The 25838-nt window shown below is 71.7% G+C and carries 22 protein-coding genes and 1 pseudogene; 13 read left to right on the top strand and 10 right to left on the bottom strand.

Features of this window, described 5'->3' with window-relative positions; all coding sequences use genetic code 11:
• Positions 1-58 precede the first annotated feature (58 nt).
• Positions 59-1012: a hypothetical protein gene (locus MFF61_RS27380; protein ID WP_238240860.1), complete on the bottom strand. Its 954-nt coding sequence runs from the start codon at positions 1010-1012 to the stop codon at positions 59-61.
• A 519-nt stretch (positions 1013-1531) separates the two neighbouring features.
• Between MFF61_RS27380 and MFF61_RS27385 the strand changes: the two genes are divergently transcribed.
• A complete protein-coding gene (locus MFF61_RS27385) occupies positions 1532-1768 on the top strand; it encodes a hypothetical protein (protein ID WP_238240861.1) in 237 nt (78 codons plus the stop codon).
• A 99-nt stretch (positions 1769-1867) separates the two neighbouring features.
• Here MFF61_RS27385 and MFF61_RS27390 read toward each other — a convergent pair whose 3' ends face one another.
• The 5 genes from MFF61_RS27390 to pdxH all read right to left on the bottom strand — a co-directional run bounded on the left by MFF61_RS27390 (position 1868) and on the right by pdxH (position 5331).
• Positions 1868-2311: a TIGR02301 family protein gene (locus MFF61_RS27390; RefSeq protein WP_238240862.1), complete on the bottom strand. Its 444-nt coding sequence runs from the start codon at positions 2309-2311 to the stop codon at positions 1868-1870.
• Positions 2308-2769: an NUDIX hydrolase gene (locus MFF61_RS27395; RefSeq protein ID WP_238240863.1), complete on the bottom strand. Its 462-nt coding sequence runs from the start codon at positions 2767-2769 to the stop codon at positions 2308-2310. Before MFF61_RS27395 ends, MFF61_RS27390 begins: the two co-directional genes overlap by 4 nt.
• Positions 2766-3830: a hypothetical protein gene (locus MFF61_RS27400; RefSeq protein WP_238240864.1), complete on the bottom strand. Its 1065-nt coding sequence runs from the start codon at positions 3828-3830 to the stop codon at positions 2766-2768. Before MFF61_RS27400 ends, MFF61_RS27395 begins: the two co-directional genes overlap by 4 nt.
• Positions 3823-4545 (bottom strand): SDR family NAD(P)-dependent oxidoreductase, encoded by a 723-nt coding sequence (locus MFF61_RS27405; protein WP_238240881.1) that lies wholly within the window; start codon positions 4543-4545, stop codon positions 3823-3825. Before MFF61_RS27405 ends, MFF61_RS27400 begins: the two co-directional genes overlap by 8 nt.
• Before the next feature lie 177 nt (positions 4546-4722).
• Positions 4723-5331, bottom strand: coding sequence for a pyridoxamine 5'-phosphate oxidase (gene pdxH / locus MFF61_RS27410; RefSeq protein WP_238240865.1), 609 nt, complete (start codon positions 5329-5331; stop codon positions 4723-4725).
• Between the two features lie 98 nt (positions 5332-5429).
• Here pdxH and MFF61_RS27415 point away from each other — a divergent pair, with 98 nt between their 5' ends.
• The 4 genes from MFF61_RS27415 (at position 5430) to MFF61_RS27430 (ending at position 9467) form a co-directional block, all read left to right on the top strand.
• Positions 5430-5927, top strand: coding sequence for an RT0821/Lpp0805 family surface protein (locus MFF61_RS27415; protein WP_238240866.1), 498 nt, complete (start codon positions 5430-5432; stop codon positions 5925-5927).
• Positions 5928-6046: 119 nt separating this feature from the next.
• Entirely contained in the window at positions 6047-6964 is a 918-nt protein-coding gene (locus tag MFF61_RS27420; RefSeq protein ID WP_238240867.1) for a DnaJ C-terminal domain-containing protein, read from the top strand.
• A 342-nt stretch (positions 6965-7306) separates the two neighbouring features.
• Entirely contained in the window at positions 7307-8173 is an 867-nt protein-coding gene (gene fabI, locus MFF61_RS27425; protein ID WP_238240868.1) for an enoyl-ACP reductase FabI, read from the top strand.
• Between the two features lie 88 nt (positions 8174-8261).
• Positions 8262-9467, top strand: coding sequence for a pyrophosphate--fructose-6-phosphate 1-phosphotransferase (locus MFF61_RS27430; RefSeq protein ID WP_238240869.1), 1206 nt, complete (start codon positions 8262-8264; stop codon positions 9465-9467).
• 174 nt (positions 9468-9641) lie between these two features.
• Here the strand turns inward: MFF61_RS27430 and MFF61_RS27435 are convergent, their stop codons facing one another.
• The gene (locus MFF61_RS27435; protein ID WP_238240870.1) at positions 9642-10109 is read right to left on the bottom strand and encodes a MarR family winged helix-turn-helix transcriptional regulator; all 468 of its coding nucleotides are present in this window, start codon (positions 10107-10109) and stop codon (positions 9642-9644) included.
• Positions 10110-10301: 192 nt separating this feature from the next.
• Between MFF61_RS27435 and MFF61_RS27440 the strand changes: the two genes are divergently transcribed.
• The 4 genes from MFF61_RS27440 to MFF61_RS27455 all read left to right on the top strand — a co-directional run bounded on the left by MFF61_RS27440 (position 10302) and on the right by MFF61_RS27455 (position 14045).
• Positions 10302-11255 (top strand): MBL fold metallo-hydrolase, encoded by a 954-nt coding sequence (locus MFF61_RS27440; protein ID WP_238240871.1) that lies wholly within the window; start codon positions 10302-10304, stop codon positions 11253-11255.
• 71 nt (positions 11256-11326) lie between these two features.
• Positions 11327-12985 carry an FAD-dependent oxidoreductase gene (locus tag MFF61_RS27445; RefSeq protein WP_238240872.1) on the top strand — a complete coding sequence of 553 codons (1659 nt, stop codon included), beginning with the start codon at positions 11327-11329 and terminating at the stop codon, positions 12983-12985.
• Positions 12985-13215: a DUF2783 domain-containing protein gene (locus MFF61_RS27450; RefSeq protein WP_238240873.1), complete on the top strand. Its 231-nt coding sequence runs from the start codon at positions 12985-12987 to the stop codon at positions 13213-13215. The genes MFF61_RS27445 and MFF61_RS27450 overlap by 1 nt, the downstream gene beginning before the upstream one ends.
• A gap of 206 nt (positions 13216-13421) precedes the next feature.
• Positions 13422-14045, top strand: coding sequence for a hypothetical protein (locus MFF61_RS27455; protein ID WP_238240874.1), 624 nt, complete (start codon positions 13422-13424; stop codon positions 14043-14045).
• A 57-nt stretch (positions 14046-14102) separates the two neighbouring features.
• Here the strand turns inward: MFF61_RS27455 and MFF61_RS27460 are convergent, their stop codons facing one another.
• Positions 14103-15377 carry an AraC family transcriptional regulator gene (locus tag MFF61_RS27460; protein WP_238240875.1) on the bottom strand — a complete coding sequence of 425 codons (1275 nt, stop codon included), beginning with the start codon at positions 15375-15377 and terminating at the stop codon, positions 14103-14105.
• A 513-nt stretch (positions 15378-15890) separates the two neighbouring features.
• Between MFF61_RS27460 and MFF61_RS27465 the strand changes: the two genes are divergently transcribed.
• From MFF61_RS27465 to MFF61_RS27475, 3 genes are all read left to right on the top strand, one after another.
• Positions 15891-16574: a helix-turn-helix domain-containing protein gene (locus MFF61_RS27465; protein WP_238240876.1), complete on the top strand. Its 684-nt coding sequence runs from the start codon at positions 15891-15893 to the stop codon at positions 16572-16574.
• A gap of 127 nt (positions 16575-16701) precedes the next feature.
• Positions 16702-17829, top strand: coding sequence for an efflux RND transporter periplasmic adaptor subunit (locus MFF61_RS27470; protein ID WP_238240877.1), 1128 nt, complete (start codon positions 16702-16704; stop codon positions 17827-17829).
• A gap of 5 nt (positions 17830-17834) precedes the next feature.
• A complete protein-coding gene (locus tag MFF61_RS27475; RefSeq protein ID WP_238240878.1) occupies positions 17835-21035 on the top strand; it encodes an efflux RND transporter permease subunit in 3201 nt (1066 codons plus the stop codon).
• Positions 21036-21074: 39 nt separating this feature from the next.
• Here MFF61_RS27475 and MFF61_RS27480 read toward each other — a convergent pair whose 3' ends face one another.
• Entirely contained in the window at positions 21075-22610 is a 1536-nt protein-coding gene (locus tag MFF61_RS27480; RefSeq protein WP_238240879.1) for a Hint domain-containing protein, read from the bottom strand.
• Positions 22611-23306: 696 nt separating this feature from the next.
• Between MFF61_RS27480 and MFF61_RS27485 the strand changes: the two are divergent.
• Positions 23307-24078: pseudogene (locus MFF61_RS27485) on the top strand (DUF4113 domain-containing protein); the annotation flags it as partial.
• A gap of 72 nt (positions 24079-24150) precedes the next feature.
• Here MFF61_RS27485 and MFF61_RS27490 read toward each other — a convergent pair.
• Complete coding sequence (locus MFF61_RS27490) at positions 24151-25659, bottom strand: Hint domain-containing protein (RefSeq protein ID WP_238240880.1); 1509 nt, start codon at positions 25657-25659, stop codon at positions 24151-24153.
• Between the last annotated feature and the right edge of the window lie 179 nt (positions 25660-25838).

Raw genomic sequence — 25838 nt, forward strand, 5'->3', positions numbered from 1 at the left:
TCGATCCCGGGCTTGCCCGGGGTCGAGATCGATGCGTCGGCATCTTGGGCCGTTGGCATCATTCGGTCACGATGCCCTTCATCTCCACGACCTCGAAATCCCTGGCCTTCACCCGGCGCAGCTGCCGCAGCGCATCGTCGTTCCAGCGCGGATCGGGGGCGCCGCTGAGGAAGATGTCGCTGCCGTTGTCGGCCAGGATCATGCCGTAGGTCTTCAGGGCCTGGAGGATCACCCGCACCTCCTCGGCGTAGCCGGACAGATCGAAGCCGGCCTTCAGGCGCAGGCGCATGCCCATCGGCGGCAGGTCCTCGTCGCGCCGGTCGCTCGCCCAGTGGCTGGCCGGCGGCAGGTAGGCCCGGCGCGTCTTGCTCAGGGTGAAGCGCACCGCGTGGTCGAGGCTCTTCTGCCCGACCACCTCGTCGTAGCGGATCAGCCCGGGCAGGATCGGCAGCCCCGCGGCGTCGGCGGAGGTCCAGCGGGGCGGGCGCACCTGGTTGGTCTTCAGGTCCCAGACCGCGCCGCTGTCCGCCTTCCAGCCGGCCTTGCCGAGGGGATGGGCGTTGAACAACTCCCACAGCATCCAGCGGTCCTTGTCGAGCACCAGCACGTGCCGGTCGCCCGTTCCCTTCGGCCCGCCCTCGATCGGGGCGTCGGGCGGGATCGGATAGGGGCCGGGGTCGCTCTCGTCCGCGTCGGTGAAGCGCACCGGCACCCGGGGCTGATCCTTGCCGACGACGACGTACGGGATGCCGATCGGCGCACCCTCCCACTGCGTGCCGAAATCGGGATGCAGCGTCGTGTTCAGCCCGATGCGGGCGAGGATCCGGTCGGATCGCGGATCGACGCGATCGCGCGAGACGTCCCGATGCCAGGGGCTGTCGTCGGGCAGCAGACGCCGCCCGCCGAGACTCGCATTGGGGCCGAGTTCGACGAAGCCGGCCTTGTCTTGCGCAAGACCGGCGCCCGCCCAGAGCAGGATGACCGAGAGACCGACAGGCAACATCCGCGCCATGTTCGCTCCCAATATCTGAGTCCTGAAGACCTACGACTTCACCGTACAGGCGGAGCGCGGCGTTGCATAGTACTCAAGGCATCACTTCTGCAATTTTCTCCAGCTTCATCGTCTTTGGCCAAGTCTAAGATCTCGCATCATCTCGGTGCCACGACGCTTCCGACGTCAGTGCACGGTGATCGTCTTTCATGGAGAGATCGGGCATTGCCGGCGTCGAGATTCCTCGCGCCCGCTGCCGAACCGCCAGCCAAAGCTCCGGGCCATCGATGTTCGTCTTTCGCTATACGATGTGAGAAACCACACCGCGATGCCGGACGTGCCGAATCGCACGGTGACATCGGCGATATCCTCTAAATGTACTTTTGTTCAGCCAGCATTCACGGCGCCGGCGAGATCATCAAGACATCAGGAAGCGGCAAGATCAGCGAATTATCTCAGAATGAACAGATGATAGCTTCCGCGTCGCGGCTTGACTTCCACCTTCATCGATCAACCATCACGATCCAATGGAGAACGACGATGCTGACCAAGATCATGACCGCCGCCCTGATCGGTGCGACCGCCCTCTCGGCGATGGCCACGGAGAGCTTTGCCCGCCCCGGTCATCGTTTCGCGATCTACGACGGCCAGTCCGGCAAGAAGGTCTACGACGACGGCCGGCTCGACGGCCGGGCCTGCGCGGTCGGCAAGAAGGCGATCTACAACCCCAACACCGGCCGCTTCATCACGGTGCCGGCCGCCAAGTGCAACTTCTGAGGAAGTGCAATTTCTGAGGAAGGGCAGCTTCTGACGACGTGCAACGTCCGAGCCCCGCCGCATGGGACGGAGCGCCCCCGGCGCTCCGCCCGGACGGGCTCATCCCCCGAACCGCCCCGCCAGCGCCGCGCTCAGCCGCTCGCCCTCGGCGATGAAGCGGGTGGCCGCCTCGCGGGCGGAGGGGGTGCAGATCCGGTAGGTGATGGCGTAGCCGCGATAGCCGCGGTTGTAGGCGCCCGCGAGCCGGTCGCGGCGCCCGGGGGTGGTGCCCTCCGCGTCGAGGAGGGCCTTCATGCGGGTGGGCCACTCGGCGGCGTCCGACTGGCCGCAGAGATCGCGCAGGAAGCTCAAGGCGCCGATGATCTCGGACAGGCGCAGCAGGTCCTTGTCGTAGGGCGCGGGCAGGTCCGGCGGGGGAGGGGGCGGGGCTTCCTTCTCGGGCGGCTTGGCGGCGGGCGGGCGCGAGCGCCCCTGCGCCAGCGCGCCCCCGGCGACGGCCGGGAGCAGGACCACGAGGGCGGCGAGGACGCGGGCGCGCCTCATGCGGGCTCCCCGGCCGCCGCCACCGCGGCCAGCGCCTGGACCAGGATCCCGGCAAGCCCCGGGGTGGTGGGCAGGGCCTGCACCTCCTCGACCGTCACCCAGCCGACCGCCAGGGCCTCGTCGCCGGTCACCGGTTCGTGCCGCAGCCAGCGCGCCGCGTGCGGCTGGATCACGAAATGGTGCAGCACCCGGCCCTCGGCGTCGCGCTCGATCACCTCGACGGGGCTCAGGGTCGCGACGATCTCGGCCTCGACGCCGACCTCCTCGCGCAATTCGCGCAACGCCGTCTCGGCCAGGGTCTCGCCGGTCTCCACGAGGCCGCCGGGCAGCGACCACAGGCCGTGCAGCGCCGCGCCGCCGCGGGCCGCCACCAGGGCGCGCCCGTCGCGCACCACCGCCACGGAGGCGGCCAGGAACGGCCGGGCCGGGTAGCGCCGGGCGGAGGCGTCCGCCGTCACGGGCGCCAGTCGGCCACGCGGCCGTCCTCCAGCCCGATCAGCACGTGGGCCTTGCGCCCGCTGCCCAGCACCAGCGGCCCGGCCCTGGCGGGCGCCGGCAGCGCGACGCGCGCCCGCTCGGTGATGCCGCCCTTGAGCGAGACCACGGCGAGCGCCCGGCGGTCGCGGGTCGGGATTGCGAGTTCGGCGGTGCCGTCGCCGTCGAGATCGAGGGCGGCGCCCGATTCCGCATAGCCCGGCGCCTCGGCGGCGAGCACCGCGCGCCCCTCTGCGATGCGCCAGTGCTGCAGCCGGCCCTCGCCCGCCTCGGAGCGCACCAGCGCGAGGCTGAGCCGGCCGCTGCCGTCGAAGTTGCCGGCCGCGACCGGGCCGAGGCTGCCGGCGAGCGCCGGCGTCTCAGCCCGCAGCCCCCAGGCCCCGTCCCGGCGCCCGATCACCGCGAGGCTGGTGGCCGCGCCGCGCGCCTTGAGGGCGAGGAGCGCGAGGCCGCCGTCGATCTCGGCCGCCCGCACCTCGTCGCCGGTGAAGACCGCATCGGGGCCGGCCGGCACGGTGGCGGTGGAGACCGGCACGGGCTTCGGATCGCCGCCGAGCGCCACGGGCTGGCGCTCGCGCACGGTGATCGTCGGGGCGCCCGCCTCGCTGCCGCGGCCCGACAGATAGGCCGAGACCGGTCCGGACAGCGCGCGCCGGGTGCCGGGCCACGCGTCCCGCGGCGTCTCGGCCGCGGCGAGCCCCTCGGCGGCCTCCGCCGAGACGGGCGTCGCCGCCACCGCCTCGCCCGAGAGGGACAGCACGGCGCCGCCGCCCTCGCCCCAGAGCAGGGCGACGCCGCCCGACACCTTGCGGCCGAGGAGGCCGGAGGTCTCGGCCGCCAGCGCCGCCTCGCTGCCGGGGCCGCGGATCTGGTCGGCCCGGAAGGCGAGCGGCAGGATCGCCGCCACGGACGTCGCGGCCACGGACCCGGCCGCCGCGGGAGCGGGGTCGGCCGCGGCCGGGCTCGCCGCCGCCCCGGCCGCCAGGATCAGGAGGGCGAGCGCGGCGCGCGCGCGCTCACACATGCTGTCCGCCGTTGATGTGGAGTTCGGCCCCGTTCACGTAGGAGGACGCCTCCGTGCACAGGAAGTAGATCGCCTTGGCGACCTCGTCGGGCGTGCCGAGGCGGCGCTGCGGGATCTGCGCCACGAGCTTGTCGGTGCCGGGCGACAGGATCGAGGTGTCGATCTCGCCCGGCGAGATCGCGTTCACCCGCACGCCGAGCGGGCCGAAATCCGCCGCCATCTCGCGGGTGAGGCCGGCGAGCGCCGCCTTCGAGGTGGCGTAGGCCGCCCCCGCGAAGGGATGCACCCGCGAGCCCGCGATGGAGGTGACGTTGACGATCGAGCCGCGGGCGCGGGTGAGTTCGTCGCACAGGCCGCGCGCCAGCAGGATCGGCGCGAAGAAGTTGACCTGGAACACCCGCTGCCAGTCGGCGAACGGGGTGGCGATGGCGCCCATGCGCGCGCCGCCCTCGCCCTTGGGCGAGATGCCGGCGTTGTTGACGAGGGCGTGCAGGAGCCCGCCCTCGGCCTCCAGCCGCCGGGCCACCTCCTCGACGCCGCGGACCGTGTCCTGCGGGTCGGCGAGATCGACCTGGAGGTGGTCCTCCGGCCCCATCTCCCAGGGGCAGTTCTCCGGGAAGGCGTGGCGCGAGCAGGTGATGACGCGCCAGCCGGCGGCGGAGAAGCGCTTCACGGTGGCGTGCCCGATGCCGCGGCTCGCGCCCGTGAGCAGCATCACGCGCCGGCGTTCGTTGCTGGAGTTGGCCAAGGCCGTTCCTCGAATCCGGAGCGGGGCGCGCCCGGGAGGCGGGCACGCGAACGAGCCCCAGGTCTAAGGCGCCCGGGCGGCGAAATCCAGTCTCGCGGCGCCGCAGCAAGCCCGCGCGCGGAGGCCCGTCCGCGCGGAGGCCCGTCAGGGAAACAGCCGCGCCCGCTCCCACCCGTCGCCCGCCCGGGTGAAGCGCACCCGGTCGTGGAGCCGGAAGGCGCCGTCCTGCCAGAACTCGATCGTGGCGGGGGCGATGCGGTAGCCGGTCCAGTGGGGCGGGCGCGGCACGTCGCCCTCGGGGAAGCGCGCCGCCGTCTCCGCCACCGCCCGCTCCAGGTCGGCCCGGCTCGCGAGCGGCTGCGACTGCCGGCTCGCCCAGGCCCCCAGCCGGCTGTCGCGCGGGCGCGTGGCGAAGTAGGCGTCGGCCTCCGCCTCCGTCACCCGGCTCACGGCGCCGCGGGCGCGCACCTGCCGGCGGCGGCTCTTCCAGTGGAAGACCAGGGCGGCCTGGGGGTTCTCGGCGAGTTCGACGCCCTTCATCGACCGGGTGTTGGTGTAGAAGACGAAGCCGCGCTCGTCGAAGCCCTTGAGCAGGACGATCCGCACGTCCGGCAGCCCGTCGGCGCCCGCGGTCGCCAGCGCCATCGCGTTCGGGTCCTCGGGCTCGGAGGCCTTCGCCTCCTCGAACCAGTCCCGAAACAGCGCGAACGGATCCGCGCGCTCGGTGAACTCATCCTTCCTTAACTCGCCCACGGCATCGTCCTCGCATGTGACATCCGGATGCGGGGGCAGACCGGCGTCGCAGGCTCGCGTCGCGGCGCCGGACCGCCCCCGCCGTGAGAACAGGTGTAATGCGTCGTTTCGCGTGTAAAGGACATGGCAGGGAATGCGGCCTGACGGCCGCCCTCCTGGTCGGCCCGGCGCTGCTGGCCGGCGCGCTCGGCCTCGTCGCCCTGGGCGGCTGCACCCAGCCGCTCATCACCTTCGCGGCCAGCCCGGCGCCGCCCCCGGAGCCGGCCACCACCGGCAGCATCGAGACGGGCGCGCCGCGCAGCTTCGGCACCGACCTGTCGGTCGAGGATTGGCGGCGGGCCAAGGCGGCGCTCGGCGTCGCCCTCGACCCCCAGGGCAACGGCCAGCCGGTGAAGTGGGACAACCCCGACTCGCAGATGCGCGGCATGGTCAACCCGACCGGCCTGCCCTATGTCGCCAACGACGAGATCTGCCGCAACTTCCTGGCGACCGTGATCGCGCCGTCCGGCAGCCGGTTCGTGCGCGGCACGGGCTGCCGGCCCTCGGGCGGCAGCTGGGAGCTGAAGAGCCTGAAGGCGACGCGGGCGCCGGCCTGACGCCGCGGGTCGAGGTGCTGCCTCGCACGGCGCGTTGCAATCCGGCAACACGCCGCCCACATTGCGGGCAGTCGATTCCCTCGGAGCGCCGACGCTCCACAACGGCATTCCGGACCCCCATGCGCAACCCCTACGACGTGCTCGGCGTGAGCCGCACCGCCGACGAGGCGGAGATCAAGAAGGCCTTCCGCAAGCTCGCGAAGACCTACCACCCCGACCGCAACGCCAACGACGCCAAGGCGAAGGACCGCTTCGCCGAGGTGAACCAAGCCTACGAGATCCTGGGCGACGCCAAGAAGCGCGAGCAGTTCGACCGCGGCGCCATCGACGCCGAGGGCAAGCCGCGCTTCACCGGCTTCGAGGGATTTCCGGGCGGCGGCGGCGGGCGCGCCGGGGGCTTCTCGGGCTTCGAAGGCTTCCCGGGCGGGGCCGGGCGGGCGGGCGGCTTCGGCGACGACATCTTCTCGCAGTTCTTCGGCGAGGCGTTCCGCAGCGCCGGGGCCGCGGGCCGCGGGGCGCAGAAGGGCGACGACGTGGCCGCCGACCTCACCATCACCCTGGAGCAGGCGGTGAACGAGGCGACGCTGCGCCTCGCGCTGCCGACCGGGCGCGAGGTCGACGTGGTGGTGCCCAAGGGCGTCGCGGACGGCCAGACGATCCGCCTGCGCGGCCTCGGCCATCCCGGCCGGGGCGGGGCCGAGCCCGGCGACGCGCTCCTCACCCTGCGCTTCGCGCCCGATCCCCGCTTCCAGATCGAGGGCGCGGACCTGCGCCTGTCCGTCGAGGTGCCGCTGGAGGATGCGGTGCTGGGCGGCCCGATCCGGGTCCCGACCCTCACGGGCGCCGTGGAGATGAAGATCCCGCCGATGACCAGCTCCGGCCGCACCTTCCGCCTGCGCGGCAAGGGCCTGCCGAAGAAGGACGGCAGCCGCGGCGACCTCCTGGCGGCGATCGCCATCGTGCTGCCCGCGGGCAGCGACGAGGCCCTCGCCGACTACGCCCGCAAGCGGCGCAGCCAGAAGGCCACCGCGGGCTGACGGCCCTTCGCCGCGGCCGGGACGTCGCGGGGGAGCACGGGCAACACGTCATGATCGGCCGGGCGATCCTCGCGCCTCTCGAACCGGTTGCAGATCGTCCAGCTCCTCCCGGGAGATCAGGCCCAGGCCGGCGCCGGCTCGGCGCATCCGGTCGGGCGCCCCCCCGGCACAGCCAACCCGCTCAGGCGTCCGGGCCACACCACCCTGCGTTTCATCGCTCGCGGGAGGGCGCGGACTTCCGTCGCCTGCGGGGGTCGGCTAAGGATGCCGGTGCGGAGCCGCTCACGGGTGCCCGCACCCGCGGCCCGGCAGGCCATTCCGCGGCAGCTTTCTGGGTGACACATGGCGGATTCGAACCGGGCACAGATCGAGGATTTCGAGCACGCGGCATCGCCCCGGCCCGGCCTGCTCGCCGGCAAGCGCGGCCTCGTGCTGGGGGTCGCCAACAACCGCTCGATCGCCTGGGGCATCGCGCGCAGCGCCCACCAGCACGGCGCCGCCCTCGCCTTCACCTACCAGGGCGAAGCGCTCAAGAAGCGCGTCGAGCCGCTCGCCCGGGAGCTCGACGCGGCGGTCGTCGGCCATTGCGACGTCACCGATCCGGCCTCGATCGACGCGGTGTTCGCGGCGGCGGGGACGCATTTCGGCGGCGCGCTCGACTTCGTGATTCACTGCATCGCCTTCTCGGACAAGGACGAGCTGACCGGCCGCTACGTCGAGACCAGCGAGGCAAACTTCACCAAGTCGCTGCTGATCTCCTGCTACTCGTTCACGGCGATCGCTCAGCGGGCCGAGAAGCTGATGCGCGACGGCGGCTCGCTGGTCACGCTGACCTATTACGGCGCCGAGAAGTGGATGCCGCACTACAACGTGATGGGCGTCGCCAAGGCCGCGCTGGAAGCCTCCGTGCGCTATCTCGCGGCGGATCTCGGCCCCCAGAAGATCAGGGTCAACGCCATCTCGGCCGGGCCGATCAAGACGCTCGCCGCCTCCGGCATCGGCGACTTCCGCTACATCCTGAAGTGGAACGAGTACAACGCGCCCCTGCGCCGGACCGTGACCACCGATGAAGTCGGCGAGACCGCCGCCTATCTCGTCTCCGACATGTCGCGCGGCATGACCGGCGAGGTGCTGCACGTCGATGCCGGCTACCACGTGGTCGGCATGAAGAACCCCGAGGCGCCCGACATCAGCAAGGCCGAGGGCTGACCGGCGGGGCCCGGCGCCGGGCTTGGCGCCCGGCCGGCCCGGGTCCATCATGCGGGTCCCGTCGCGAGGACGAGCCCGGGAGCCGCGCATGACCACCCCCAAAGTCGCCATGCTCACCGCCGGGGGCCTCGCGCCCTGCCTGTCGGCGGCCGTCGGCGGGCTGATCGGCCGCTACACCGACCTCGCCCCCGAGATCGAGATCATCGGCTACCGCAGCGGCTACTATGGGCTGCTGAAGGGCGAGGCGCTGCCGGTGACCCCGCAGGTGCGGGCCGAGGCCGCCACGCTCCTGCGCCACGGCGGCTCGCCGCTCGGCAACAGCCGGGTCAAGCTCACCAACGTCAAGGATTGCGTGAAGCGCGGCCTCGTGCGCGAGGGCGAGGACCCGCTGAAGGTGGCGGCCGACCAGCTCGCCCGCGACGGCGTGACGATCCTGCACACGATCGGCGGCGACGACACCAACACCACGGCGGCCGACCTCGCCGCCTATCTCGACGGCAACGGCTACCACCTCACCGTGGTCGGCCTGCCGAAGACCATCGACAACGACGTGGTGCCGATCCGCCAGTCGCTCGGCGCCTGGACGGCGGCCGAGCAGGGGGCGCTGTTCTTCGAGAACATCGTCAACGAGCAGAGCGCCAACCCGAAGATGCTGCTCGTGCACGAGGTGATGGGCCGCAACTGCGGCTGGCTCACCGCCGCCACCGCCCGCGCCTACCGCGAGCGGCTGGCGCGCAAGCGCTTCCTGCCGGCCTTCAACCTCGCGCCCGCCCACCACGACATCGACGCCGTCTACGTGCCGGAGGTCCCGATCGACCTCGACCGCGAGGCCGAGCGCCTGCGCGGCCGCCTGGCCGCGAAGGACTGCGTCACGCTGTTCATCAGCGAGGGGGCGGGTCTCGACGCGATCGTGGCCGAGATCGAGAGCCGCGGCGAGGTGCTCGGGCGCGACCCCTTCGGCCACGTCAAGATCGACACGGTCAATGTCGGCAAGTGGTTCGCCGACCGCTTCGGCCCGCGCCTCGGCGTCGAGAAGGCGCTGGTGCAGAAATCCGGCCACTTCGCCCGCTCGGCCGCCCCGAACGCCGACGACCTGCGACTGATCCAGAGCATGGTCGACCTCGCGGTGGAGTGCGCGCTCAAGGGCGTGTCGGGGGTGATCGGCCACGACGAGGAGCAGGAGGGCCGCCTGCAGGCCATCGCCTTCCCGCGCATCCGCGGCGGCAAGGCCTTCGACCCCGCCACCCCCTGGTTCACCGACCTCTTGGACGCGATCGGCCAGCCGCGGGGGTGAGGGTGGGGTAGGGCGCCGGAGTTGGTTGGGCCCATCCCAACCGCTGCGTTCCTCCGCTCGATCCTACCGGCCAAGCGGCCAGTGCTGGACAGGCCGGAGGAAGTGCTCACCGGCTCGGCGGCGGACATGATGCAACAGCAAAGGCCCAAGCAGAATGTCCCCGTGCAGGTCTGCTCAGTCCGGCTCGCACCGCATCAGGCCGAGCGATTCCTCAAGCGTGTGCAGCAGCCCCTCCAGCGCGCGGCGCTGCGAGGCGTCGAGGCAGGACAGGAGCTGCTCCTCGCGCGCCAGCAGGACCGGCAGCAGCTCCCGGTAGACCTCCCGCCCGCGCGGCGTGAGCTGCAGCATGATCTCGCGCCGGTCGTCGGGCGCCTCCTGCCGCTCGACCAGTCCCAGTTCGATGAGATGGCCGACCGCCCGGCTGATGCGCGATTTGTGCGTGCGCGTGCAGCGCACCACGTAGGTGGCGCTGCGCGGCGCGGCGTGCATGCCGAGCGTCGCCAGGACGCGCCATTCCGGGATGTCGATCCCGAACCGCGCGTAATCGGCCGCGAGCGCGTTGCTGAACTCGGCGGCGAGCCGGTTGAGCCGGAACGGCACGAAGCTGAGCAGGTTCAGGCGGTCCGGGCTCGATGGATCCATGCGCGCTCCCGACCGGCGCACCGCTTCGGCAGAACGCGGCATCCTCTCGACCGTTGCCCTTGACCGTTGCAGACGCAACCGCATAGAGGTGGTTGCAGACGCAACAAGCACAGCGCCGCCGCCTTGGCAATGCCCCGGCCGGGCGCCGCGGGGGCGCCGCAGCCGGCCCCGGCGAGGGGGAGGACACGCCTCATGAGCAAAGGGTTCGCGAGCCAGGCCGATCTGGCCGAGAAGCGGGAGACCTTCACGGAACTCGCGTCCGGCGTCTACGCGCTCACCGCCGAGGGCGATCCGAATTCCGGCGTGGTGGTGGGCGACGAGTCGGTGCTCGTCATCGATGCGCGCGCCACGCCGCGCATGGCCGGCGACCTCGTGGCCCGCATCCGCGAAGTCACCGACAAGCCGATCCGGCACGTGCTGCTGACCCACTACCACGCGGTGCGCGTGCTCGGCGTCGCCGGCTACCCCGACCGCGTCAACGTCATCGCCAGCGACGTCGCCCGCGCCATGATCGTCGAGCGCGGGCAGCAGGACATGGAGTCGGAGATCCAGCGCTTTCCCCGCCTGTTCCGCGGGCGCGAGGAGATTCCCGGGCTGACGTGGCCGACGCTGACCTTCCACCGCGAGATGACGCTCTGGCTCGGCTCGCGCGAGGTGCGCATCATCCATGCCGGCCGCGGCCACACCGCCGGCGACACGATCGCGTGGCTGCCCGACGAGAAGGTCCTGTTCTCCGGCGATCTCGTGGAGTACGGCGCCACGCCGTATTGCGGCGACGCCCATTTCCAGGACTGGCCCGCGACCCTCGACCGGCTGGAGGCGCTGCAGCCCCGGGCCCTGGTGCCCGGCCGCGGCGAGGCGCTGACGACCCCCGAGCGGATCCGCGAGGGGCTGGAGGGCACGCGCGCCTTCCTGCGCGACCTCTACGCCATCGCCCGCGAGGGCGTTGCGGCCGGCCACGACCTCAAGGCCGTCTACGACCGCGCCATGCGCGAGATGCGGCCCCGGTACGGGCATTGGGTCATCTTCGAGCATTGCATGCCCTTCGACGTCAGCCGCGCCTACGACGAGGCGAAGGGCCTCGACACGCCGCGCATCTGGACCGCCGAGCGCGACATGGAGATGTGGCGCGCCCTCGAAGGCTGACGCCGCCGGACGAGCCCGGACGAGAACCGGGCCGGCCCCCTTCGCATCGAGGACACGCCCGAGGGTCCCGCATGACCGCCCCACGCTTTCCCTTCACGGCGCCCCCGGAATTGCGGGGCGAGGCCCGCCGCCATCCCGTGGCGGTGATCGGCGCGGGGCCGGTCGGGCTCACCTGCGCCATCGATCTGGCGACCCGCGGCGTCCCGGTGGTGGTGCTCGACGACGGCGACACCGTCGCCAGCGGCAGCCGGGCGATCTGCTGGGCCAAGCGCACGCTGGAGATCTGGGACCGGCTCGGGGTCGGGGACCGCGTGGTGGACAAGGGCGTGACCTGGAGCGTCGGCCGCGTCTTCCACGGCGACCGCGAACTCTACCGCTTCGACCTTCTGCCCGAGACCGGCCACCGCCGCCCGGCCTTCGTCAACCTGCAGCAATACTACGTCGAACAGTACCTGATCGAGCGCGCGGCCGAGTTCCCCGACCTGATCGACCTGCGCTGGCGGAGCGAGGTCACCGACCTCGTGCAGGGGGAGGACGGGGTGCGCCTGACGGTGGCGACGCCGGAGGGTCCCTATGGCCTCGACGCCGCCTGGGTGATCGCCGCCGACGGCGCGCGCTCGCCCACCCGCACCCGGATGGGGCTGCCCTTCGCGGGCCAGCGCTTCGAGGAACGCTTCCTCATCGCCGACGTGCGGATGAAGGCCGATTTTCCGACCGAGCGCCTGTTCTGGTTCGAGCCGACCTTCCACGCCGGCCAGAGCGCGCTGCTGCACCGCCAGCCGGACGACGTCTTCCGCATCGACTTCCAGCTCGGGCCGGAGGCGGATCCCGAGCTGGAGCGGCAGCCCGAGCGGGTGATGCCGCGGGTGCGCGCCATCGTCGGCGCGGACACGCCGGTCACGCTCGAATGGTGCTCGGTCTACTCGTTCCGCTGCGCCCGGCTGGAGCGGTTCGTGCACGGCCGCGTGGTCTTCGCGGGCGACAGCGCCCACGTGGTGAGCCCGTTCGGCGCGCGCGGCGGCAACGGCGGCATCCAGGATGCGGACAACCTGTGCTGGAAGCTGGCGCTGGTGCTGCAGGGCCGGGCGCCCGCGAGCCTGATCGCGACCTACGACGAGGAGCGCGGCCGGGGGGCGGACGAGAACATCCTGCATTCGAGCCGCACCACCGGCTTCATGACGCCGAAGACCGGGGCCGAGCGGCTGTTTCGCGACGGGGTGCTGGCCCTCGCCGCCGAGGCGCCCTTCGCAAGGCTCCTGCTCAATGCCGGGCGCCTGTCGCGGCCCTGCGGCCTTGCGGGTCTCTCGCTCCAGACGCCCGACGCCGAATCCCCGCCGGACGGCCTCGCGCCCGGCGCGGTCTGCCTCGACGCCCCGGTCGTCGATGCGGCCGGCCGGGCCGGCTGGCTGCTCGACCGGCTCGGCGGGTCCTTCACCCTCCTGACCTTCGCCGGCGGCGAGGCGCCGGATCTCGATGCGGTCCCGGCTCGGCCCGATCTCCGCCAGGTGGTCGTCGCCGACCGGCCGCTCGCGCTGCCGGGCGCCGAGGTGCTGCGCGATCCGGAGGGTCTGGCCGCGCTGCGTTACGGCGGACGGCCCGGCACCACCTACCTGATCCGGCCGGACGCGCACGTGGCCGCGCGCTGGTCCGGGATCGACGCGCCGGCCCTCGCCCGGGCGCTCGCCCGCGCCTGCGGCCATCCGCCCGAGGCCGCCCGGGAGGCTGCCTGATGCCGACGCGGCTGAGACGGGACGACGGCTTCGCCGGCGCGGCCGATGCCGTCTACGAGGCGCTGATCCGCGCCCACGAGGGGTTGAGCGAGGCGCAGAGCGCGGCCCTCAACGCCCGCCTCGTGCTGATCCTCGCCCACGAGGTCGGAGACCCGGCGGTCCTCGCCGAGGCGATCGCCCTCGCGCGGGGCTCCCTGCGCCCGGCGGGCGAGGCGGGCGGCGCGCGCTGATGCGGGCTCGGCCGGGCCGCCGGCCTCACCCGACCGGATGATGCGGGGCTGGCCCCCGTCCGCTAGAGTGGCAGCGGTGAGGCGGACGGGACGGCGCCGCTCCTCCCGCCCTGGGCGCGGTTGCGCGCACCGTGGCTCATCCGGCGCCGACGCCGTGAACGGCCCTGATCGAACGGCAGCCCGCCCCTGATCGCAGGGAGCAAGACATGTGGCCTGCGCTGCCCGGCACGCCCTCGACCCGGCCTGCTCGCATCGGGGCGGCGCGAACCGCGATCTGCGGCGCCTGCCTGGCGGCGGTCATGGTGCTGGCGGGCGACCTGCAGGAATCCCGCTCCTCCGGCCTCGCGCGGCCGGCGGAGGGTCCGCCGCCTCTGCCCGGCTACAGGGCCTGCGACGCCTACAGGCGCAGCCTCGCGGCCCGCGGCGCCCGCGCGGCGCCCCTCGTGCGGCAGGTCCAGGTTGGGGACGCCTACGCGATCCCGGCCAGCCGGGCGGTGAAGGTGGTGATCGCCTGCGTCGCGGTGAACTCGCTGCATCAGGTCGGCCTCACGACGGGGAGCCGTCCTCCTGCGGGCTTGGCCGCATGGTTCGAGGCCGTCGCGCTCGCGGTCGCCAGCCTCAGGCCGGACCTCGCGCCCGACGAGGTCCAAGCCCTGGTCTCGGTCGTTCACGACGGCGCCGGAGCCAAAGCCAGGCAGAACTTCGGGAGCACGGGACAATACATCGGCGACGACCACATCCGTTTGCAGGACTACATCCTGCAATATACGGTCTCGGAGCGGCGCCATCATTTCGGCATCCATTCCGACAAGCAGCCGCCGTCCGAGTGAGGGCGGGCCGGAATCGGCCTCGGCGCGCGGGCTCGCTGCCGCGCAGGACCCGTCGCGCTACTCAGGCGAACTCGGCCGCGAGGGCGAGACCCTGCCGGGCGGGATCACGGCGGCCTGATCGCCCGTCTCCTCGGGCGCGACGGCGTCGCGTCGCCACGCGCTCGGGGTGGTGCCGGTCCAGCGCCGGAACGCGTGCGTGAAGGCGGCCGGTTCGGAGAAGTCCAGCGTCGCCGAGATCTGCGCCAAGCTCATGTCGGTGTCGGCGAGCAGTTGCTTGGCGAGGCCGAGCCGGGTCTCGTTGGCCACCAGCCGGTAGCTCGTCCCCTCGGCCTTCAGCCGGCGGCTCAGCGTGCGGCGGTGCATCGCCAGCATGTGCGCGACCTGCAGCCCGCTCAGCGGCTTCTGGGTGGTCGTGGTGCACAGGCGCCGCCGGATCTCGTCCGTCACGCCGGCGGGACAGGCGGCCTCGATCTGCCGGATCCGCCGCTCGGCGATCCGGTGCGCGAGCGGGTTGGCGTCCTCGATCGCCCGCCGCAGGAGACGCGCCGGAAACACCAGGGCGGCGCTCTCATGGCCGAACCGGACGGGCGCCCGGAAGAACGCGGCATAGGGCGCCGCATCGGGCGGTTCGCGACGCGGCATCAGCACCTCGTCCGGCGCCCAATCCCGGCCGCAGAGGGCGCGCAGCAGCGCCGTCATGGTCGCCAGGGCTCTCTCGCACTGCAGCGCCACGCCCTCGGTCTCCGGCCGGTAGGGCGTGTAGCTGGCGATGGCGAGGCTGCCGCTGGTCGGCACCTCGATCACCGCCCCGCGGCCCAGGCGACCGTGATGGTCCGCGAGCGCCTGCAGCGCATCGCCCACCGTCTCGGAGTGCCGCATCAGCACGCCGAGGAGGCCGAGCGACGAGAGGGTGGCGCGCTGGCCGACGAGGAGCCCGAAATGCGGACACCCGGTCCGCTCCGCGCCCAGCGCCGTCAGGCGCCCGAGCGCGGCGAACGGGACGGCTTCGATCGTACCGGGCGACCGCGCCTCGATCCCGGCCTGCTGGAGCAGGCCGGCGGGATCGATGCCGCCCTGGACGAGCAGGCCGCAGATCGCCCGGACCGCGCCGGCATGGACGAGGTCGACGGGTCGGGAGCGGGCGAGACGCTCCGGGCCGCCCGCCGCCGTCCCGATCCGGTCCGGCGCGGCATCGGGCTTGAAGCGCCGGCCTTCGCCGCGGGACGCCGCCCCCTCGCGCCGGGCCGGCGAACCGGCCCGCACGGCCTGCGCAGAGGCGCCGTTCGCCTCGCCGGCTCCGCCTGCGGGGCGGGGAAGCGGTCGGGCTGTCATGACGGTTCGCGCCCCCCCTGCGCATGGGCGGGCAGGACGGTCCCCCACCCGGAAGCGCCCCGGGGCCATCCGGCCGAGGCGCTTGGTCCTGCATCGACGCGAGGAACCCGGCCGGCAGCGGCACGGGATGCCGGCGCGTCCGGCTCGCCGCGATGATAATCGGGGCGGCAGCGGTGCCGTTGATCTGGGTCAAGGACCGCGGGGCCTCCGGCCCGGGCGGCCGCTGCCCTCGGTCTCGTTCGATGTCGCCGGGCATCCGACCGAATCGTCCCCCTCCTGATCGATGAGAGGACGGAGGTATTCGATCGCATCGCACACGGCTTGAACGCGAGCGAGAAGACGATGCTTGTTTATCTTGATCGGCTGAATCAAATAGGTTAGTTTTTCTTCGGTTTTTCTTACGTCGTCGACAGGCGGCTGGCCGCCCCGTCGGGTCGGCTCGTGCGGCCGCTGCGACGCGAAGGCCCCGTGTCCGCAGCCCCTCGTCCGATGGTGCGCGAGGAGGACGCCTTGGTGATCGCAGCGAGGGACGTCGCGGTGCCGGTCGCGCCGGCCGGCCCGGCCGATGGCTGCACGGAGGATCTGCCGCGCCTGATGGCGCTACCGGGCCTGATCGGCACGCGCGTCCTGTTCGGACGCAGGCAGGAGATCTTCGGGGCGGACGAGGAGGCGAGATCCATCTATCGGGTGATCAGCGGGGCGGTCCGCGACGTCACCGTCCTCACCGACGGCCGAAGGCAGGTCAGCGCGTTCCATCTCGCGGGCGACGTCTTCGGCCTCACCGCGGGGCCGCGGCACAGCCATTCCGCCGAGGCCGTCGTCGAGACGGTGGCGATGGTCTATCCCCGCCGGCCCATCGAGGACGCCGCCCGCCGCGACGCGCGCCTCGCCTGCACCCTGTGGCTGGCCGCGCTGCGCCAGCTGGAGCAGGGGCAGGATCACGTCCTGCTGCTCGGCCGCCGCTCGGCCGTCGAGCGCGTCGCGGCCTTCCTGTCGGAGATCGAGCAGCGCTCGGTCGGATCGGGCTGGTTCGTCCTGCCGATGACCCGGCGCGACATCGCCGACTATCTCGGGCTCACCATCGAGACCGTATCGCGCGCGGTGACGCGGCTGGAGGCCGAGGGCGCGCTCCTGCGGGCGGGCGCCAAGCGGATCCGGCTCCGCCACGCGCCGCTCCGCCACCTGATGGGCGACTGATTCCTCGCGCGGGGGCCGCCGCATCGGCGCAGGGCCGAGCGGAACTGTCCCATCCGATCAAGCCGCGCGGGCCCGACCTGCGAGGATGGAGTGCCATCCCGAGATGGCGGCCGGGCGAGAAGCGACCATGCTCCGCTGTCCCTCCCTCCTCCTCGCCCTCCTGGTCCTGGTGCCGGCGGCCGGGCCTCCGGAGCCGGCCCGCGCCCAGGGCGATCCGGGCGCCGTCCTCACGGTCGGCACGGTCCAGGCCCAGCGCCGGGCGATCGACAAGGCGCTCGACTTCGTCGGCCGCGTCGAGGCGGTGAGCCGGGTCGAGGTGCGGGCGCGGGTGACCGGCTACCTCGAGGCCGTGCTGTTCAAGGAGGGAGATCCGATCAAGGAGGGCGCCCCGCTCTACCAGATCGAGCCCGACCTGTTCCAGGCGGCGGTGATGCAGGCCGAGGGCGCGCTGGAGCGCAGCCGGGCGGCCCAGACCCTCGCGGCGATCCAGCTGCAGCGGGCGCAGGAGCTGCTCGACCGCAACGCCGGCACCGTGGTGGCCCGCGACCAGGCCCGCGCCGCCCTCGACCAGTCGAAGGGCGCGGTGATGGGCGACGAGGCGAATCTGAGGACCGCGCAGATCAACCTCGGCTACACGCGGATCGCCGCGCCGATCGCCGGGCGCATCGGCCGCACCAGCGTGACGAAGGGCAACGTGGTGGGTCCCGACAGCGGGGTCCTCACCAGCATCGTCAGCCAGGACCCGATGTACGTCACCTTCCCGGTGAGCCAGCGCGAGTTCCTGCGCGCGCAGGAGGGTCAGGAGCAGATCGACCGCAGCAAGGTCGCGGTGCGGATCCGCTTCCCGGACGGCTCCGCCTACGGGCAGGTCGGGCGGGTGAACTTCGTCAACGTCAGCGTCGACCGCACCACCGACACGGTGCTGGTGCGCGCCGTCATGCCCAATCCCTCCGGCGGCCTGCGCGACGGGCAGCTGGTGCAGGTCGCCCTGCAGACCGGGACGCCGCAGGAGAAGGTCGTGGTGCCCCAGTCGGCCCTGATCGCCGACCAGGGCGGGGTCTACGTCTTCGTGGTCGAGGACGGGCGGGCGGTGGTCCGGCGGGTGAAGCCCGGTCCCGGCGCGGACGGCCAGGACGCGGTGATCGAGGAGGGGCTCTCGGGCGGCGAACTCGTCATCGTCGAGGGCCTGCAGCGGGTGCGGCCCGGGCTGGCCGTGCGGGCGAACCCGATCGCGCCGCCCACCAGCAGGACCTGACGCCGATGTTCTCCGCCCTCTTCGTCGACCGGCCGCGGCTCGCGGTGGTGATCGCCATCGTCACGTCGATCGCGGGGGCGCTGGCGCTCTTCGCGATCCCGGTGGCGCAGTACCCCGACATCGTGCCCCCGCAGGTCTCGGTGACCACGATGTATCCGGGCGCCTCCGCGGCGGTGGTGGAGACCACGGTGGCCCAGCCGATCGAGTCCCAGGTCGTCGGCGTCGACAAGATGATCTACATGAAGAGCGTGAGCGGCAACGACGGCAGCTACACGCTCACGGCCTCGTTCGAACTCGGCACCGACCCCGACATCAACGCCGTCAACGTCAACAACCGGGTCCAGATCGCGCTCGCCAAGCTGCCCGAGGACGTCCGCCGCCAGGGCGTGACGGTCAAGAAGAAGTCCTCGGCGCTGCTCGGCGTGCTCGCGGTCTCCTCGCCCAAGAGCATCCAGGACCCGCTCTTCATCTCGAACTACGTCACCATCAACCTGCTCGACCGGATCAAGAGCACGCCGGGGGTCGGCGACGCGACGCTGTGGGGACCGCAGGACTACGCCATGCGGGCCTGGCTGCGCACCGACCAGCTCACCGGCCTCAACCTGACGGCGGGCGACGTCATCGCGGCGATCCAGGCCCAGAACGTCCAGGCGCCGGTCGGGCGGATCGGCGCCCGCCCGATCTCCGACGAGCAGCAGCTCCAGCTCACCATCCAGACGCAGGGGCGGCTGACCTCGCCCGAGCAGTTCCGCGACATCGTGCTGCGCACGAATCCGGACGGCTCGCTCCTGCGCCTGGGCGACGTGGCCCGGATCGAACTCGGCGCGGCGAGCCTCGACCGCGAGACGCGGCTCAACGGCAGCCCGGCGACGGTCGTCGCCATCTATCAGTCCCCCGGCGCCAACGCGATCACCACCCTGACCGAGATCAGGCGGCGGGTCGCCGACCTCGCCAAGGCCTTCCCCGAGGGCCTGGAGTGGAAGATCACCTACGACCCCACCGCCTTCATCACCGAGACGGTGCACGAGGTGCAGAAGACGCTCGTCGAGGCGTTCGTGCTCGTCGTCGTGGTGGTCTTTCTCTTCCTCGGCAGCCTGCGGGCGACGCTGATCCCGACGATCGCCGTGCCGGTGAGCCTGATCGGCACCTTCGTGGCGCTGAAGGCGGTCGGCTACTCGGCGAACTCGGTCTCGCTGCTCGCCCTGGTGCTCGCCATCGGCATCGTGGTCGACGACGCCATCGTGGTGGTCGAGAACGTCGAGCGGGTGATGGAGGAGCACCCGGAGCTGTCTCCGCGCGAGGCGACCAAGCGCGCCATGGCGGAGATCACCGCCCCCATCATCGCCATCACCCTGGTGCTGCTCTCGGTCTTCGTGCCGGTGGCCTTCGTGCCCGGCATCTCGGGGGAACTCTTCCGCCAGTTCGCCGTGGCGGTCGCGGTCTCGATGGCCCTGTCGGCCATCAACGCGCTCACCCTCTCGCCCGCCCTGTGCGGGGTGCTGCTGCGGCCCCATCACGGCCCGCGCCGCGGCCTCATGGGCCTGGTGATGCGCACCATCGACCGGGTGCGCGACGGCTACGGCGCGGCGGTCGCGCGCCTCGTGCGCCTGTCGGCGATCGGCCTCGTCCTGGCGCTCGCGGCCGCCTGGGGCACGGCGCAGCTCGCCAAGGTCACGCCCACGGGCTTCCTGCCGGAGGACGACCAGGGCGCCTTCTTCGTCGTGGTGCAGCTGCCCGAGGGCGCCGCGGTCGGCCGCACCGCGGAGGTCACGGCCCGGGCCGAGGCGGCCCTGCGCCAGGAGCACGCCGTGGCCGACGTCACCTCGGTGATCGGCCTCAACTTCATCGACAACTACTCGCAGAGCAACGCGGCCTTCCTGGTGGTGACCCTCAAGCCCTTCGAGGAGCGCAAGGGGGCGGGCGACGGGGTGGACGCGCTGATCGCACGCCTCGGCCAGCGCTTCCGGGAGATCCCGGGCGGGCTGGTGGTGCCGCTGGCGCCCCCGCCGATCATCGGCCTGGGGACCGGCGGCGGCTTCGCCTACGTGCTGGAGGACCTGCGCGGCGGCGACCCCAAGGAGCTCGCCCAGGTGCTGCGCGGTCTCGTCATCGCGGCGAACCAGGAGCCGCAGCTCAGCCGGGTGTTCAGCACCTTCTCGGCGACCAACCCCTCGGTCTTCCTCGACATCGACCGCAACAAGGTCCAGATCCTCGGGGTGTCGCTCGACAGCGTGTTCCAGGCGCTGCAGGCCTCGCTCGGCGGCTACTACGTCAACGACATCAACCTGTTCGGCCGCACCTGGCAGGTCCAGGTCCAGGCCGAGGCCGCCGACCGGGCGAGCATCGACGACATCTACCGCATCAACGTGCGCAACCGCGAGGGCGAGATGGTGCCGCTGCGCAGCCTCGCCGAGGTGCGCATCGTGGTCGGGCCGCCCGCGCTGATCCGCTACAACAATCTGCGCGCCGTGACGCTGCAGGGCTCGCCGGCCCCGGGCGTCTCCTCGGGTCAGGCGCTCGCCGCCATGGAGGCGGTCGCGGCCCGCACCCTGCCGGCCGGCTTCGGCGGCGAATGGACCGACACCGCCTTCCAGGAGAAGCGGGCGGAGGGCAAGACCGCGATCATCCTCGCCTTCGCGGTGCTGTTCGCCTTCCTGTTCCTCGTCGGCCTCTACGAGAGCTGGACGATTCCCGTCCCGGTGCTGCTGTCGGTGACGGTGGGCATCCTGGGCGCCTTCGCGGCGATGGTCTGGGGCGGGCTCACCCTCGACCTCTACGGCCAGATCGGCATGGTGGTGCTGATCGGGCTCGCGGCCAAGAACGGCATCCTGATCGTCGAGTTCGCCAAGGAGCAGCGGGAGAGGGGCGTCGGCCTGCACGAGGCGGCCACGGAAGGCGCACGGCTGCGCTTCCGCCCGGTGATGATGACCTCCTTCGCCTTCATCCTCGGCCTGCTGCCGCTCGTGATCGCCACCGGCGCCTCGCAGCTTGCCCGGCGCAACGTCGGCACGCCGGTCTTCGGCGGCATGATCGCCGCCTCCTTCCTCGGCATCTTCGTGATCCCGCCGCTCTACGTCGTGTTCCAGGGCCTGCGCGAGCGCGCGTGGCGGCTCATGGGCGGCAAGGGCCGGGGGGCCGCGGCGCAGAGGCCCCCGGCGAAGCCGGAGCCCCCCGCGGCCGCACCGGGGCACCTCCCGGCCGAATAGGGCCGTGCCTGACGACGCGGAGGCCGGTGCGCCCGGTCCTCAGGCCGACCAGACCAGCCGCGGCGCGTGGCCCTTCGGCCCGGCCTCCGCGGCGGGCGGGACCCACCGGGCCAGCTCGCTCTCCAGGAGTTCCACGCGCACGAAGACCTGCCCGCGGCAGCCCGCCCACAGCGAGGCCGGCAGACGCGCGCGGCCGTCCGTCCAGCGGTGCCGGGCGCCGTCCTCCTCCAGGACATGGAAGCCCTCGCCGAGCCGCGGATCGTCGAGCGCGATCTCCCGGCACCCGGTCAGCCCATCATCGACGCTCATCCCCGACAGGCTGACGCCGAGCCGGCGGACGTCTCCGCTCTCGCCCGTCTCGGCCGGGACGCCGGTGTCCGACATCAGCCAGACCTCCTGCGCGTCGACCGGCAGCACGAAGCGCGCGCGCGTGCCCAGGACGTCCGGCCGGACCACCCGCCCGTCCGCGACGACGTGCAGGTCGGCGAGCGGATCGGTGGCGAGTTGCCAGCCGAGGTCGAGCGCCCGGGCGCGCAGGCGGCTGCGCACGGCCCTGACCACCGTCTCATCCGCGAGCGGGCGGCAATAGGCGGCGAGCGAGCCGGACGGGGCGCGGGCGGCCTCGCCCTGGCAGCCGGTGAAGAAGCTGCGGTTGCCGCAATCGATGTAGCTCTCGGCGGGCAGGCCGTTGGCGATCAGGATGTCGTGGCTGTCCAGTTCGACGTGCCAGTAGGTGATGGTCTCGCACTCGGCATACGCGATGGTCGCGCCGTTCACGAGGCGGTGGGCGGGAACCAGCACCTCATCGACCACCGTCACCGCCACGGCGTGCTCCGGGGACACGGTGAGGTCGCGGCAAGGCCTGTTGGGGCCGATCGCGTCCCGGGCGATGCGGACCGGATGGGCCATGCGCGGATCGGGGTGCTGCCGGCAGGCGACGGTGCGCTGGCCGAGCCAGCGGACCGGGCGATGCTCGCCGGAGCCCGTGACGACCAGATCCCCGATCCGCAGATCCTCCACCGCCACGTCGCCCGCGATGGTCCGGATCAGCGTGCCGGGGCCGTAGCAGACCACGCCGTAGATCGCCTGGACGCCCTCGATGTCGGAGGCCTGCAGCGTGTTGACGGCCGGGCTCGACACCGAGTTCATGATGGCGGGCTCGGATTCGATGTGGCCGAGGCCGATGCCGTGGCCGACCTCGTGCAGCGCCACCGTGCTCAGCCGCACGCCGGACAGCGACGAGGTCGCCACCCCGCCGGCATCCTCCGTCCAGTTCTCGGAGCTGTCGAGGATGATGTTGACCGAATTGATCCGGCCATTGGCCGGGTTGAAGCTGGTGGTCGCCCGGCCGGCCACGTTCAGGGGACCGTCGATATTGCCATACGTAAAGGTGATATTGGCGCTCGACGCCACCCTGGTGAAGGTGATGTTGCCGTAGTCCGACCAGCGGAAGGCCTGCGCCAGGTCGTTCTCGAAGCTCGCCGGAACGGTGCCGTCGACCGACCATGTGACGTTGCCGCCCGCCGTGCCGAGCGGGTTGCCGTTCCACTTGTAGCCTTCGTAGGTATACGCCATCGCCCATCCCCCAGTCGGTCGCGTCATCCGTTCGACGGGTCGCCGTGCCGATCGCGTCAGGATCGACGAGGCGCCCGCGGCGTCGCCCACGCTTCCCATGGCGTGGTTGCCGGATGGAAGACGACCTGAGATTCACATGATTAACAAATGGTAAATTTTCGGCAAAGACTGAGTTTTTTTCCAATCATCGGCAAATCTGCAACAACTCCAACGCCAAGGCAACCATCCGACAGTTTGGCGCAGATTTGCTGTCCGGAGCAGTTCCGAATATAAAAAGAATTCGTCCTGGGCCAGATTTGGGCGGTGACCCGAGGTCGATGCGAAGCAATCAGAGCATGAAGACCGGCTGAAGGTGGGACGGGTGCGGTCGCCGGGCCGTCAACCGTCAGTGCTTCGGCAGGTCGGGCTCGATCCTGAACACCGTCTGCCCCCGCATGTCACTGGAGGCCTGCGGGCGTCCCTACGCGCGGAGACGCGCGGCCCGCCGGAGTCGGTTCGCGGCGGCGGTTCCGCCGCCTCGGCGCCGTGAATCACCGCAGCTTCGGCCGTGCGGCCGGCGGAGGCTGCGTCCCGGCGCGCGGGCGCTCAGGACCCGGTTCCGTCATGGACATTCTCGCAAGAGGGGATCAGCCCCCGTGAAGTGGTGCGCCCTGCAGTATGGCTAGCGAGCCAATGGTCCTGCCCCTTGGCATGGTGTGGCTGATCGCGATCTCAGTCGGCGAGGGCTGGGGTGTGGGACGCGCGTCGCTCGCCAAGCAGCCGGCGCTGGACGCGACACGGTGGCGGACCTGCGCGACCTCGACCCGCGCCCGGCCCGCAAGGCGCTCATGGTGGTGGGCGAGCGCATCATCCACGCGCTACGCGGGCGCACTTGGTTGGCCCTGGATCTGGTGCCGGGCCGTCGCAAGCGCTGCGCGGTGACGCGGAGCTTCTCGTCCCGCACCGCCGAGCGGGCGTTGCCGGAGCAGGCGGTAGCGGCGCATGCGACGCGGCGGGGCGAGAAGCTGCGGCGGGACGGGCCGGCGACCGATCAGGTGACGGTCTTCGACCACACCAGCGAGCACGACCGCGGCGACCCGATGCGCTCGGTCTCGACGGTGGTGCATTTGCCGGAGGCCCCGAACGACAGCCTCGCGCCGATCCGGGCGGTGCGGCTCGGAGGGCACGCACGCGGCGCGAGCCGGCCGGCGCGCCGTGGCGCGACAGCAAGGCCGGGGTGATCATGACCGACCGCGTGCCCCGGCCGAGAGCCCTTGGGCACCGTGCGGGGCGCTCGACCGCGAGCGGGGCGGCGCTGATGGCGGCGATGGACGCCTGCAACGCGCGCTTCGGGCGGGGCAGCGTGGTGCCGGCGCGAGCGGATCCGGCGGCGGAGCGGACGTGGTCGACGACGTTCGAGATGCGCACGCCGCGCTACACGACGCGGCTCGCCGAGGTGCCCACGGTGTCGGCGACCGTCACGGTGTAGAGGATGTCTCGGCTGCGTTATGTCCTCGACTTCACACCTGGCGGGCGGCCTCGATGACCGCCCGCTTCTGGCTCAAGCGGCCGAGACGACGATGCGCAGATGCGGCATGGCCGACACCGGCCGGGATGCCTCGACCGCGCCGATCGGCGCGACCCAGCGCATCAGATCGTTCGCCTGACAATCCACCCGGACGAACACGTGGCCGCGGCAGCCTACCCATAGGGAGGACGGAAGATGGGCCTGCCCGTTCGTCCAGCGGTGCGCTCCGCCTTCAGTCTCCAGCGCATGGAAGCCGGCATCAAGCCGCGGATCGTCGAGCGCGATCTCGCGACGCCCAGTCAGGCCGTCATCGACGCTAAGGCCCGACAGGCTGACGCCGAGGCGACGCTCGTCGCTGCTCTCGCCCAGATCGGCCGGAACGCTGGTGTCGGACACCAGCAAGACGTCCTGGGCATCAGCCGGTAGCAGGAAGCGTGCAGTCGTGCCGGCCACGTCCGGCCGGATCACCAGCCCATCCGCCACGAGATGGAGGCCGGCGAGCGGGTCCGTGGCGCAGGTCCAGCCGAGATCGAGGGCGCGTGTGTGCAGGCGGCTGCGCACCGCGCGTATAACGCTCTCGTCTGCAAGCGGGCGGCAATAATCGGCAAGGCTGCTGCTGCGAACGGGATCGACGGCGCCCTGCCCGGTCGCGAAGAAGTTGCGGTTGCCGCAATCGATGTAGCTCTCGGCCGGCAGGCCGTTGGCGATGAGGATGTCATGACTGTCGAGTTCGACATGCCAGTAGGTGACAGCGTCAACCTCGACCTGCGCGACCGTGGCGCCGTTGGTGAGACGGGAGGCCGGGATCAGCACCTCGCCGAGGACGTCGATGCAGACGGCATGACCGGGCGACACGAAGAGGTCTTGAGACGGCCGACTTTCGCCGAACGCACCCGCGGCGATGCGCACGGGCTGGACGGCCCGGAACTCGCGGCCGCAGCCGTCGAGGGTAGTATGGCCGATCCAACGGATTGGGCGCTGGCCACCACTCGCCGTAACGGCGACGTCGCCTACGGCGAGATGCTCGACTGGGACATCTCCACGCCGCGTGCGGATGAGCGTGCCGGAGGTGAAGCAGACTGGCGTGACGTTGAGGGATAGATTGCCGGTTTGTCCTTCCGAGATCGTTGCAGGCTTAAACCCACCGACTTGTATATAGTAAGTCTGACCGGCCGCTGCGCTGAAATCGACAGTCGAGTTCCGGAAATCAGGGTTGACAGTGCTTCCAATGCGGGAATCGTCGTTCGAGGCGATTTGTGTTAGATTGCTATACGAGACTGGCTGGGACGGGTCGGTCACAGCAAAGACTTGGAGCGTAGTATCGAAATTGGAGCCGAAAGTGTTGACTGAACTCGCGCCTGTGGTCGGGGCTACATACCTAAACCAGACAGTGCTGCCGACCTGATCGAAGCCTGACGGTTCGGCCCTCACATCTTCGCCCGGCGCGGTGCTCGCCCCTGTTGTGCTCTGAAAAGTTGTACTTGCAGTAATCAGCGATGCGTTGGCGAGTTCATCATTCGATGGAAATGGTCCCGCAGCCATTCTTCTTCCCCCTCGGTTCGCTTGCCATCAAGCTGTAGCAGGCAGACTGTCGAGCCGAAGTGTCAAAAATGCAACATCTGCTGCTATACTCTAATGATTCATAGTTGTATGGCGGTTGCATTGGTATCGACCGAATGTTGTGGTCAGTCCCCACCGGAGTGGTTCATCGGCGAGTTTGG

The organism is Methylobacterium isbiliense (assembly GCF_022179325.1).
Taxonomy (GTDB): domain Bacteria; phylum Pseudomonadota; class Alphaproteobacteria; order Rhizobiales; family Beijerinckiaceae; genus Methylobacterium; species Methylobacterium isbiliense.

Coding starts and splice junctions, on each gene's coding strand:
- MFF61_RS27380 (WP_238240860.1), bottom strand. CDS start 1,012: ATGGCGCGGATGTTGCCTGTCGGTCTCTCGGTCATCCTGCTCTGGGCG.
- MFF61_RS27385 (WP_238240861.1), top strand. CDS start 1,532: ATGCTGACCAAGATCATGACCGCCGCCCTGATCGGTGCGACCGCCCTC.
- MFF61_RS27390 (WP_238240862.1), bottom strand. CDS start 2,311: ATGAGGCGCGCCCGCGTCCTCGCCGCCCTCGTGGTCCTGCTCCCGGCC.
- MFF61_RS27400 (WP_238240864.1), bottom strand. CDS start 3,830: ATGTGTGAGCGCGCGCGCGCCGCGCTCGCCCTCCTGATCCTGGCGGCC.
- MFF61_RS27405 (WP_238240881.1), bottom strand. CDS start 4,545: ATGCTGCTCACGGGCGCGAGCCGCGGCATCGGGCACGCCACCGTGAAG.
- MFF61_RS27415 (WP_238240866.1), top strand. CDS start 5,430: ATGCGTCGTTTCGCGTGTAAAGGACATGGCAGGGAATGCGGCCTGACG.
- MFF61_RS27420 (WP_238240867.1), top strand. CDS start 6,047: ATGCGCAACCCCTACGACGTGCTCGGCGTGAGCCGCACCGCCGACGAG.
- fabI (WP_238240868.1), top strand. CDS start 7,307: ATGGCGGATTCGAACCGGGCACAGATCGAGGATTTCGAGCACGCGGCA.
- MFF61_RS27430 (WP_238240869.1), top strand. CDS start 8,262: ATGACCACCCCCAAAGTCGCCATGCTCACCGCCGGGGGCCTCGCGCCC.
- MFF61_RS27435 (WP_238240870.1), bottom strand. CDS start 10,109: ATGGATCCATCGAGCCCGGACCGCCTGAACCTGCTCAGCTTCGTGCCG.
- MFF61_RS27440 (WP_238240871.1), top strand. CDS start 10,302: ATGAGCAAAGGGTTCGCGAGCCAGGCCGATCTGGCCGAGAAGCGGGAG.
- MFF61_RS27445 (WP_238240872.1), top strand. CDS start 11,327: ATGACCGCCCCACGCTTTCCCTTCACGGCGCCCCCGGAATTGCGGGGC.
- MFF61_RS27450 (WP_238240873.1), top strand. CDS start 12,985: ATGCCGACGCGGCTGAGACGGGACGACGGCTTCGCCGGCGCGGCCGAT.
- MFF61_RS27455 (WP_238240874.1), top strand. CDS start 13,422: ATGTGGCCTGCGCTGCCCGGCACGCCCTCGACCCGGCCTGCTCGCATC.
- MFF61_RS27460 (WP_238240875.1), bottom strand. CDS start 15,377: ATGACAGCCCGACCGCTTCCCCGCCCCGCAGGCGGAGCCGGCGAGGCG.
- MFF61_RS27470 (WP_238240877.1), top strand. CDS start 16,702: ATGCTCCGCTGTCCCTCCCTCCTCCTCGCCCTCCTGGTCCTGGTGCCG.
- MFF61_RS27475 (WP_238240878.1), top strand. CDS start 17,835: ATGTTCTCCGCCCTCTTCGTCGACCGGCCGCGGCTCGCGGTGGTGATC.
- MFF61_RS27480 (WP_238240879.1), bottom strand. CDS start 22,610: ATGGCGTATACCTACGAAGGCTACAAGTGGAACGGCAACCCGCTCGGC.
- MFF61_RS27490 (WP_238240880.1), bottom strand. CDS start 25,659: ATGGCTGCGGGACCATTTCCATCGAATGATGAACTCGCCAACGCATCG.